Annotated in this window: 10 protein-coding genes and 1 pseudogene; 7 read left to right on the top strand and 4 right to left on the bottom strand. The window is 62.4% G+C overall.

The window, feature by feature from the left end; translation table 11 throughout:
- Window positions 1-50: 50 nt before the first annotated feature.
- Entirely contained in the window at window positions 51-1,070 is a 1,020-nt protein-coding gene (locus ACTJKF_RS17650; RefSeq protein WP_440624553.1) for an IS30 family transposase, read from the top strand.
- A gap of 257 nt (window positions 1,071-1,327) precedes the next feature.
- The gene (locus ACTJKF_RS17645; protein ID WP_440624777.1) at window positions 1,328-2,122 is read left to right on the top strand and encodes a hypothetical protein; all 795 of its coding nucleotides are present in this window, start codon (window positions 1,328-1,330) and stop codon (window positions 2,120-2,122) included.
- A gap of 397 nt (window positions 2,123-2,519) precedes the next feature.
- Here the strand turns inward: ACTJKF_RS17645 and ACTJKF_RS17640 are convergent.
- A pseudogene (locus ACTJKF_RS17640) lies at window positions 2,520-2,723 on the bottom strand (transposase); the annotation flags it as partial.
- A gap of 180 nt (window positions 2,724-2,903) precedes the next feature.
- On the opposite strand from ACTJKF_RS17640, the gene ACTJKF_RS17635 reads away from it, so the two are divergent.
- From ACTJKF_RS17635 to trhA, 3 genes are all read left to right on the top strand, one after another.
- On the top strand, window positions 2,904-4,982 hold the full coding sequence (locus ACTJKF_RS17635; protein ID WP_440624776.1) for a carbon starvation CstA family protein: 2,079 nt from the start codon (window positions 2,904-2,906) through the stop codon (window positions 4,980-4,982).
- A 12-nt stretch (window positions 4,983-4,994) separates the two neighbouring features.
- Complete coding sequence (locus tag ACTJKF_RS17630) at window positions 4,995-5,201, top strand: YbdD/YjiX family protein (RefSeq protein WP_012367086.1); 207 nt, start codon at window positions 4,995-4,997, stop codon at window positions 5,199-5,201.
- A 213-nt stretch (window positions 5,202-5,414) separates the two neighbouring features.
- Window positions 5,415-6,035 carry a PAQR family membrane homeostasis protein TrhA gene (trhA, locus tag ACTJKF_RS17625; protein ID WP_440624775.1) on the top strand — a complete coding sequence of 207 codons (621 nt, stop codon included), beginning with the start codon at window positions 5,415-5,417 and terminating at the stop codon, window positions 6,033-6,035.
- Window positions 6,036-6,101: 66 nt separating this feature from the next.
- Here trhA and ACTJKF_RS17620 read toward each other — a convergent pair whose 3' ends face one another.
- The 3 genes from ACTJKF_RS17620 to ACTJKF_RS17610 all read right to left on the bottom strand — a co-directional run bounded on the left by ACTJKF_RS17620 (window position 6,102) and on the right by ACTJKF_RS17610 (window position 7,361).
- On the bottom strand, window positions 6,102-6,533 hold the full coding sequence (locus ACTJKF_RS17620) for a nuclear transport factor 2 family protein (protein WP_440624774.1): 432 nt from the start codon (window positions 6,531-6,533) through the stop codon (window positions 6,102-6,104).
- Window positions 6,534-6,662: 129 nt separating this feature from the next.
- On the bottom strand, window positions 6,663-7,016 hold the full coding sequence (locus ACTJKF_RS17615) for a DOPA 4,5-dioxygenase family protein (protein ID WP_440624773.1): 354 nt from the start codon (window positions 7,014-7,016) through the stop codon (window positions 6,663-6,665).
- A 177-nt stretch (window positions 7,017-7,193) separates the two neighbouring features.
- Window positions 7,194-7,361, bottom strand: coding sequence for a hypothetical protein (locus ACTJKF_RS17610; RefSeq protein ID WP_440624772.1), 168 nt, complete (start codon window positions 7,359-7,361; stop codon window positions 7,194-7,196).
- A gap of 149 nt (window positions 7,362-7,510) precedes the next feature.
- On the opposite strand from ACTJKF_RS17610, the gene ACTJKF_RS17605 reads away from it, so the two are divergent.
- Both ACTJKF_RS17605 and ACTJKF_RS17600 read left to right on the top strand, forming a co-directional pair.
- Window positions 7,511-7,888, top strand: a complete 378-nt coding sequence (locus ACTJKF_RS17605) for a hypothetical protein (protein WP_440624771.1) — start codon at window positions 7,511-7,513, stop codon at window positions 7,886-7,888.
- 223 nt (window positions 7,889-8,111) lie between these two features.
- Window positions 8,112-8,591, top strand: coding sequence for a hypothetical protein (locus tag ACTJKF_RS17600; RefSeq protein WP_440624770.1), 480 nt, complete (start codon window positions 8,112-8,114; stop codon window positions 8,589-8,591).
- Window positions 8,592-8,611 lie beyond the last annotated feature (20 nt).

Genomic DNA, 8,611 nt, shown 5'->3' with positions numbered 1-8,611 from the left:
CTTAATCTCTAGTTCCAAGTGCAACACCTTGAATCAAGTAAGGTGTTGTGATGAAGAAGTACCAGCATCTGAGCGCGGAGGACCGCGCGGCAATCATGATCGAACGTCAGCGGGGAACCAGCATGCGAGAGATCGCACGGCGATTGGGGCGCAGCGCTTCGACGGTTTCTCGCGAACTGGCTCGTAATCGGAATGCGGCAACGCCGCGCTACGAAGCAACCCAGGCGGCCTCGTCCTATCGGCTTCGCCGTCGGCGCTGCGTACGGCGTCGTAAGTTGAGCGAAGGCAGTACGCTGTACTGGCATGTGCATCATCAACTGGTCTATCGACGCTGGTCGCCGCAGCAAATTGCTGCCAGACTCCGCGACATGCATCCAGACAATCCTGACCAGCGCGTCAGCCACGAAACGATTTACGCCGCGATCTATACCCATCCCCGAGGTGGACTCAAGCAGGCGATGATCGAGGCGCTTCGCCAAGAGAAGCCTGCGCGCGGCACCACCCGTCGAACCCTTGCGCGCAAGAGCTTCGTGCCGGATGAATTGCGCATCATTCATCGGCCTGAGCAGATTGAAACGCGGCAATGGCCGGGACATTGGGAGGGCGACCTCGTCAAAGGCGCGTTCAATCGATCCTGCGTTGGAACGCTGGTCGAGCGTAAAACACGGTTCGTCGTGCTGTGCCGCATGGACGGCTGTACCGCCCAAGACGCACTCGAGGGCTTCACGCGCCAGATGAAGAAGGTGCCGGCCTTCCTGCGTGAGAGCCTGACGTACGACCGTGGATCGGAGATGACCTGTCATGTCGAGCTTGCCGAGCGACTGAACCTCGATATCTGGTTCGCGGATCCATACGCTCCGTGGCAGCGCGGCAGCAACGAGAACACAAACGGCCTGCTACGCCAGTTCTTGCCAAAGGGCATGGACCTCTCGGGCGTCACGCAGACGCAATTGAACGATATCGCCAAGCTGCTCAATGGACGTCCTCGCCAGACGCTCGGTTGGAAAACGCCCGAGGAAGCCATGGCCATGGAACTGGCAGCCGAGGGGTTAGCAAAACGTTGCACTTGACTCTAGAAACCGCCGAGTCTCCAGGCGATCATTGGATTCGCTTCTCACTGAACGATGCCGGTAGTTGTGAGGGGTTACGTTGTCTGGCTCATTTCTCAGACGGGACGGTTGAGGAAGGATTCTTTGATTCGAATAACGTAGCACTATTCAATCGAACCAATGCGTCGCCATGCCAAAAGGTTGAGGTGAAAATTGCGCCATCAAGCCAGTCTGAGGGCTCGGTGATGAATAATATTCTTCGTGCGATAGTGGGGTAAATGGACGTGGTGAACAATACTCATACCGTAGCCGAAGGCTCTTATAACACCAAAAAGACTCACGAAATCAGCAGTGGGATTCTTGAAGGTGCCATTGCTTCTTACGAATCTATCGCTACAACTTTCGCTGCAAATGCCATAGGTGACGATAAAGTTCGACAGCAATATATCCGTCATATCAAGGAGATTTCCGACGAAGTTAGGCAGGAGGTGGCGCGTGGCAATCTCACAGTCAAAGAGGGGGGCGAATATTGCAGTCAACTTCGCGATAAGCTGTTTGTGGAGTATAGAAAATACACTTCTGCTGTTGGAGTGGCGGGTGCGGAAAAGTTGAAACTCGAAGCGCGCGGATTTGATTATTATTTGAATAAGTATGCGCGTGAGCAATTCGGCAAAGATTTCGTTCAATTGTCCGAGAAAGAGCGGGCCGCCGTTTATTTCACGATCTTGCAGAAGGCGGGCGGTGGAAATGCGGGCGTAACGGTAAAAGTAAGAAGGCTACAAATTCTTTCTAAGGTTGGGATACTGGTAACGGCTATCCTTGCGGTTTATGAGGTAACAGGGTCAAAAAATAAAGTGCGTGAAGCTGCACGTCAAGGGAGCATAGTTGCGGGTGGTATGATTGGCGGAAGTCTCGCAGGGCTTGCAGTGTCCTTCGTGTGCGGTCCTGCTGAACCTGCATGCGCAGCTGCGCTTGTCCTTATTGGTAGTGGTGTCGGCGGGATGGCTGGCGAGGTCGCAAATGATGTTTATCAAGATGAGCTAGAGGTTTTTAACCAATGGATCAACAACTAACTCGCAAATCAATATGATCTACAACAGCTTGGTCGCCCTAATCGTCATCTGCCTAATATTGCTTGCGGTCAGTGCAATAAAGGTTGCATCACGTGTGGACGCGAAGGATTGGGGGTTTGACGATGAGTCAGAATCCGATGATGAAAAGCCCGGTCAGTCTAAATTCTCAATATTTCTATCGCTGCCCGTAGTCATAGTATCTTCCTTAATTCTTGTGGCATCACTGATTGCGATTCGAGTACTTGACTTTAGTTGAAGGGGTAAACCCTGAAGTATAGGGGTGTTGAAGATGACGGTTAAGATTAAGACGCAATATATTGCTCCGCTTTCGCTTTGGGTGGTGGTACGCCGACGCGTGCTTAAGTCCGGGCCGTTCATAGAACCCGCTTGGACACTTTCAGAAATGCGGAACGACATGAGTCAGCATCAACGTGACGAAGACGACGAAATGCAATCCGGCGAGGGTTTCGGGCAATCGCTCGTAGTCGCGTGCGAGCCTGCGAAAACGGTTGGCCCAACGGAAGCTGCGTTTGACCACCCAGCGCCGGGGAAGCAGTACGAAACCTTTCTTCGCCTCGGACAATTTGATGACCTGCAACTCGCTACGTAATTCTACGTAGCCCCGCATACGTAGTTATGCGCTTGTAAGCCTCCCCCGTCGCGCGGAATACTACGGGCCACCGCCGCGGCTTCCACGAGACGCGGCACGACGCATCGACGTCACGCGGGTTCGGCGCCTCGCCGCATCCACTCAAAACCACATAGGAGACCAGGAGACGCCATGAATCGGGCTTCCAGTACCCTGCTCTGGATCGCGGTCGCGCTGCTCGGCGCATTCGCGTTCGGGACGATCGCACTTGCGCACGGCGAACGCGTCAGCGCGCTCTGGATCGTGATCGCCGCAGTCTGCGTATATCTGATCGCATATCGCTTCTACAGCCGTTTCATCGCCAGCAAGGTCATGCAGCTCGACGGGCTGCGGATGACGCCGGCAGTCAAATACAACGACGGCCTCGACTACGTACCGACCAACAAGTACGTGCTGTTCGGCCATCACTTCGCCGCGATCGCCGGCGCCGGGCCGCTCGTCGGCCCCGTGCTCGCCGCGCAGATGGGCTACACGCCCGGCATGCTGTGGATCCTGGCCGGCGTCGTGTTCGCCGGCGCGGTGCAGGACTTCATCGTGCTGTTCATCTCGACGCGCCGCGACGGCCGTTCGCTCGGCGACCTCGTCAAGATGGAGCTCGGCACGGTGCCCGGCGTGATCGCGCTGTTCGGCGCGTTCCTGATCATGGTGATCATCCTCGCGGTGCTCGCGCTGATCGTCGTGAAGGCGCTGACGAATTCGCCGTGGGGCACGTTCACCGTCGCCGCGACGATTCCGATCGCGCTGTTCATGGGCGTCTACACGCGCTACATCCGTCCGGGCCGCATCGGCGAAGTGTCGATCATCGGCTTCGTGCTGCTGATGGCGTCGATCGCGTTCGGCCAGACCGTGCACGATTCGCCGACGCTCGCCGCCTGGTTCACGTTCACCGGCACGCAGCTCACGTGGATCCTGATCGGCTACGGCTTCGTCGCGTCGGTGCTGCCGGTGTGGCTGCTGCTCGCGCCGCGCGACTACCTGTCGACGTTCCTGAAGATCGGCACGATCCTCGGCCTCGCGATCGGCATCCTGGTCGTCGCACCGGAACTGAAGATGCCCGCGCTGACGAAGTTCGTCGACGGCACCGGCCCGGTGTGGTCGGGCAACCTGTTCCCGTTCCTGTTCATCACGATCGCGTGCGGCGCGGTGTCGGGCTTCCACGCGCTGATCTCGTCGGGCACGACGCCGAAGCTGATCGACAACGAGACCAACGCGCGCTTCATCGGTTACGGCGCGATGCTGATGGAATCGTTCGTCGCGATCATGGCGCTGGTCGCCGCGTGCGTGATCGAGCCGGGCATCTACTTCGCGATGAACGCACCGGCGGCCGTGCTCGGCTCGACGCCGGAAGCCGTCGCGAACACCGTCACGCAATGGGGCTTCGTGCTGACGCCGGACATGCTCACGCAGACCGCGAAGGCCGTCGGCGAGACGACGATCATCGCGCGCGCGGGCGGCGCACCGACGCTGGCCGTCGGCATGGCGCACATCCTGCACCAGGTGATCGGCGGCGAAGCGATGATGGCGTTCTGGTATCACTTCGCGATCCTGTTCGAGGCGCTGTTCATCCTGACGGCCGTCGACGCCGGCACGCGCGCGGGCCGCTTCATGCTGCAGGATCTGCTCGGCACGTTCCACCCGGCGCTCAAGCGCACCGAGTCGCTGCCCGCGAACCTGGTCGCCACCGGGCTGTGCGTGGCCGCGTGGGGCTACTTCCTGTATCAGGGCGTGGTCGATCCGCTCGGCGGCATCAACACGCTGTGGCCGCTGTTCGGCATCTCGAACCAGATGCTGGCCGCGATCGCGCTGGTGCTCGGCACCGTCGTGCTGTTCAAGATGAAGCGCGAGCGCTACGCATGGGTGACGATCGTGCCGACCGCGTGGCTCCTGATCTGCACGCTGACGGCCGGCTGGCAGAAGATCTTCGATGCGAACCCGAAGGTCAGCTTCCTCGCGCACGCCGCGAAGCTGCAGGCTGCCGTGGACGAAGGCAAGGTGCTCGCCCCGGCGAAGTCGATCGCGCAGATGCAGCGGATCATCTTCAACGACTACATCGATGCGGTGCTGTCGGGCCTGTTCATCTTCGTCGTCGTGGCGATTGCGGTGTACGGCGTGATCGCCGTGTTGCGCGCGCGCCGCGAGTCGAAGCCGACCGTGCGCGAGACGCCGTACGAGCCGATGCCGGCTTCGCAGGCGCTCGGCAGCGGACGGTAACGGGAGGCCGCGATGTTCAGCGATCTTGGCGGCGACCTGCGCAGCGCGGGGCGTTACCTCGGGCAGGCGTTGCGGCTGATGGTCGGCCTGCCCGACTACGACACCTACGTCGCGCACATCCGCGAAACCCATCCGGACCGCGAGCCGATGACGTACGAGGAATTCTTCCGCGAACGTCAGAACGCGCGGTACGGATCGGGGGCGGGGAAGTGTTGCTGAACCGGGCCGGCGCAGCTGGCCGGTGAGGCGGTCCGATGACGGACCCGGAAGCGCCGCGAAGCAATTCGCGGCGCTTTTTTCTTTGGCGGGCTCGCGGCGTGCTTGCGGTTCACCGTCGCCGCGGCGCTTGACCGGTTTCAGCGCGGCTTGATTCACGCGCCGGTATCATATGGCTCTGCTTTTTTCCGAAGAATCCGCGCAGGAGAACCCGTCGTGCATGTCGGTGAGCGTTTCAACAGCATTTCCCATCTCGTCGGCGCGGTGCTGTCGGTGGCAGGGCTGGTCGCGCTGGTGACGATGGGCGCGCTCGACCGCGATCCCTACAAGATCGTGAGCTTCAGCGTGTACGGCGCGATGCTGATCCTGCTCTACGCGATCTCGACGGCGTATCACAGCGTGCGCAACCCGCGCCTGAAGGCGATCCTGCAGAAGTGCGACCATTCGGCCATCTATCTGCTGATCGCGGGCAGCTATACGCCGTTCACGCTCGTCACGCTGCGCGGCCCGTGGGGCTGGTCGCTGTTCGGCGTGAGCTGGGGGCTCGCCGCGTTCGGGATCGCGCAGGAACTCACGCTCGGACGGCGCACGCGGATCGTGTCGATGGTGCTGTACGTGCTGATGGGCTGGCTCGCGCTCGTCGCGATCCGCCCGCTGATCCACGCGCTGCCGCCGGTGGGTACCGCGTGGCTCCTGGCCGGCGGCATCATCTACAGTGTCGGGATCTACTTCTTCATCAACGACGAGCGCATCCGCCACGGGCACGGTATCTGGCACCTTTTCGTGCTGGCCGGCAGCCTGTGCCAGTTCGTCAGTGTCGCGATGTATGTCGCGTGAGCGACGCGGGGCGGCGGCGGCGCAGGCCGGAGCAGGCACGCCGTGCGTTCGTCCGGGCCGTCGGCATCAGGTGCGACCGGCCACCGGCGCGGCGTTCCGCAGCGCGTTGAACCCGACCCACCCCCAATAGACGCGATGATGCGCGATCAGCCCGTCGCGCAGATCCATCACCTCGACGAGATCGACCTGATCGCCGTCGGGCGTCGCGCGCGGATATTCCCACGTGAGTTGCCGGCCGTTCGAGAAGAACAGGCCCGTGCGGTACCAGCGTCCGAGCTTGTTTCCGGGATTGCGCAGGCCCGCCGCGAAGAACGCGCCGATCGCGGCCTTGCCGTGCAGCACGCCCGAGCGGTGCTCGGGCAGCGTGACGACGATCAGCGGCGTTTCGAGGATCGCGTCGTCTGCGTACAGCGACATCAGCGCGTCGAGGTCGCGGGCGACGACGGCGGCGTGCCAGTCGTGATGGATGCGTTGCGCATCGGGGGCGGCGTGTGTCATGGCGGGTTCCGGCAAGGGTGGATGACGGAGCCACTGTATCGATGCAATGCCGCCGGACGTTTCACCGCAGGCCGAAATGTCGATGTCGCGCGTGCCGGGCGTGAACGCGGCTGCGTGCCGCTGTCAGCCTCAGCCCCCCAGCGCGCCGAGATTCAGTTCATGCGACTTGCCGATCCACACCGCGCTGTCGCGATGGTCGCGCAGTTCGTCGTTCGTGTTCGGATGCAGGAAGATGTCGAGTGCGTCGTGATTCAGCACGAGCCACGGCACGAGGGTGTCGAAGTGTGCGGCGTCGAATGCGATCTGGTACGACCAGGCCGGATGCGGGCCGACGAGGCGTTCGTGAAAGCGGCCGAGCTCGATGATCGCGCCGAACCGTTCCTCGATGACGAGACGAAACGCCCAGGCCGCGTCGCGGCTCGCGGCGTCGAAGTAGACGTGTGCGTGCCAACTGTCGATGGCGGTGGTGTCGATGGCAGCCATGGTGGAACTCGAGAGAAGAAAAGGAAAGGCATGAGAGCCGTGACATACGGCCGATACGCAATTATCGCGCGCACTCGCGGGACTCGTCTTGTCGCGATGCGGTCATTCGGTGCGGCAGATTTGTCGCACGTCAGGGAAACCGGCTCGTTCGACCGGGTTTTTCTCGTGCCCGCCCGCCTATGCTGCATCGCGCCGAAAGCCGCGCCGGCCCGCGCTTCGGCCGACATCGCGGCGGTAATACGTCATTTCGAAAACTGCAAAAGCGATTCGCGCGCCGCTTCGAATCGTCTGCGAGAACGCGATCAGGTATTTGAATGAAATAAGGAAATTCCGGTCGTGCAGCATTGGCGAATCCTGCGGATCGCAGCGCCGATGTCAGTGCCGAAAATATCAATTGCGGAATCGGCTATTCAAGCGCGGTGCCACGCGACATACGATGATTGCACCGCATCGGCGCCTATGATCGATGCGGACGCAACCATCTGGAGGCCAATATGCGATCCCTCGTTTCCCTTGCCGCGCTGTCCGCCACGCTTGCCGTGCTGCCCGCCGCGGGCTTCGCGCAGTCCGTCAACACCGAGTGGCAATCGAACGTCGCACCGTTGAACTGGTCGGCGGCGCGTGCCGAAACCGACTTGCAGTTGCGACAGATGACGCGCGTCGGCTTTCGTGCGACCACGGCCGGCAATCAGAACTATCCGCTCGCGATGCAGCGTGCGCTCGAACGCGTGAGGAACCCGGTGCCCGACCGCTCGCGCGAGGAGAAGGCCGCGATGGAGGCGCGTGCGGCCAGTGACGCGCAGAGCGGCCATTCGGTGCGGGCGTTCTTCGTGAAGACGGCGTACTACCTGAAGGGCGAGAACACGTTCTGATGCGGGAGACGAGCATGGCATGCCCCAACCGATTCCCCGGCGGGTTGCGCGCGCCGGCGCGTCGCCGGCAGCCGGAGGCTTGCACGACGCGTCGGCCGGGCAACGCGCGCGGCACGACGCGCCGCGCGAACGGCCGGCGCGATGCGGGCCGCGGCGCCGTCGCATGCCGCGTGACGTGGCCGGCCTTCGAAGCGGACGATGCGTCCGCAAGCGAGGGCGGATCATGAAGGCTGTCCGAAAAGGCCGCCGCCACCCGCCGCTGACGCGCGAGTGGCTGCTGCCGTTGCCGCCCGCGCACGTGCGCGACATCTCGCTGAAATGCCACATGGCGCTCGTCGCGCTGCGCGGCGAGCACGGCAGCGAAGCGTTGCTGATGCGGCTGCGCACGAGCGTCTATCTGGTGTTCCTCGCGCTCGACGATGCGGTGTCGCCGGACGCGAGCATCGACCTGTGCGTCGATGCGGAGCGCGTGCTCGACGCGAGCGTGGCGCGCGCCGCGCAAAGCGGCGCCTGGACGCTGCACGACGACGAATGCGCGGTGCTCGAACGCGTGCTCGCGGCGAACGACGCGTGCGTCGCGACCCTCACGCGGCACCGGCTCGCCGAGCTGTGGCGTCACGTGTGCGCGTTCGCCTCCACCGAGCAGCCGGCACTGGTCGCGCAGGCGGCGGCGAAGATGCGGGCCCCGGCCGTGCTGCATTGAGCAGCCGTACGATCGGCTCC

Source organism: Burkholderia sp. 22313, from assembly GCF_052045245.1.
In the GTDB taxonomy this organism is placed as follows: Bacteria; Pseudomonadota; Gammaproteobacteria; order Burkholderiales; family Burkholderiaceae; genus Burkholderia.
The sequence above is the reverse complement of the archived record's forward strand: the minus strand, read 5'-3'. Positions and strand labels throughout refer to the sequence as shown.